The sequence below is a fragment of the Enterococcus dongliensis genome, from assembly GCF_031927985.1.
Lineage (GTDB): Bacteria > Bacillota > Bacilli > Lactobacillales > Enterococcaceae > Enterococcus_A > Enterococcus_A dongliensis.
In genome coordinates this window covers 1-1229 of the sequence record NZ_JARPZC010000048.1, presented here as the reverse complement: position 1 = coordinate 1229, position 1229 = coordinate 1, and the positions used below count along the sequence as shown (strand labels likewise).

Sequence of the window (1229 nt, the reverse complement as noted above, 5' to 3'; positions counted from 1 at the left end):
TTGGGCTATGATACACTTTTCTTGACTATCAGTTACGTTACCGGAAGGAATGAACTCTATTGAGAAAAACATATGATCGTGAATTTAAACTAAAGATTTCACAGGATATCCTTGAGAAAAAAGTAACTACCAAGAAAATTGCTGAAGAATACAATATCTCTCGTCCAACAATTTCCCGATGGGTTTCAGAATATCATCGATACGGAAAAAATGCTTTTGCTGGACAAGGAAAAAGATTACCTGATAAAGTAGATTTCTACATTCTTGAACAGGAAAATAAACGGCTAACAGAGGAAAATGAAATTCTAAAAAAGTTCGACACGTTTGTGAAGCAAAAAAAGTAGTTCGTTTTGAGTTCGTTCACAAACATCATCAACAATATTCAATTCAAACTTTGTGCAGGATTTTAAATGTAAGTAGGCAAGGATATTATTTATGGCGGAATCGTCAACCCAGTAGGACTCAACTTCGCCATAATTTTTTAAAACAGAATATTAAGCGAGTGTTCTACGAACACAAAGGTCGATACGGATCTCCAAGAATCGCTCAACAACTTTACGATGAAGGAATCGAAACCAATAAACGTGTTGTGGCGGTCCTTATGCGTGGAATGAATTTATGCGCAAAAGGATTTCATCGACGCCAATCTTCTTATGGCAGAGGAAAAGCAATCGAAGAAATAGTAAAAGAAAATCTATTGAATCGACAATTTGAACAGAACCAAATCGATGCTGTTTGGGTGACAGATATTACTTACATTCCTTGTAATGACGGTCGCCTCTATTTGTCCACCTACATTGACTTAGCAACTCGTATTCCACGTTGCTATATGTTGGATTCAAACATGAAAAAAGAAATTGTCATCCATCCATTACAAATTTATAAAGGAGAATTGCCTACGGTAATTCATTCCGATAGAGGTAGCCAATATCGGTCTCTTAGCTATCAAGAGCTGTTGACCGACCACCACATTACACATTCAATGAGCCAACCTGGGACTCCTGTTGACAATGCGGTAATCGAATCGTTTCATCGATCAATCAAACGAGAATTAATCGAACCCAACAAGCATAAAAGTAAAATAGAGATGAAGGTGTTGATTCAAGATTATTTAGAAGACTACTATCCAAACAAAAGAATCCATACAAAATTTATGATGACTCCTCGACAATTTGAGGCGAAGAAAATAAGTAATCTAACCGACTGTTAACTAAACTGTTGCAGGTCCC

1 protein-coding gene and 1 pseudogene are annotated in these 1229 nt (G+C 36.5%); both read left to right on the top strand.

Annotated elements, in window-relative coordinates; genetic code table 11:
• Positions 1–59 precede the first annotated feature (59 nt).
• On the top strand, positions 60–344 hold the full coding sequence (locus P7D84_RS13690; RefSeq protein WP_001232998.1) for a transposase: 285 nt from the start codon (positions 60–62) through the stop codon (positions 342–344).
• Positions 345–367: 23 nt separating this feature from the next.
• Positions 368–1210, top strand: a pseudogene (locus P7D84_RS13685) (IS3 family transposase); the annotation flags it as partial.
• Between the last annotated feature and the right edge of the window lie 19 nt (positions 1211–1229).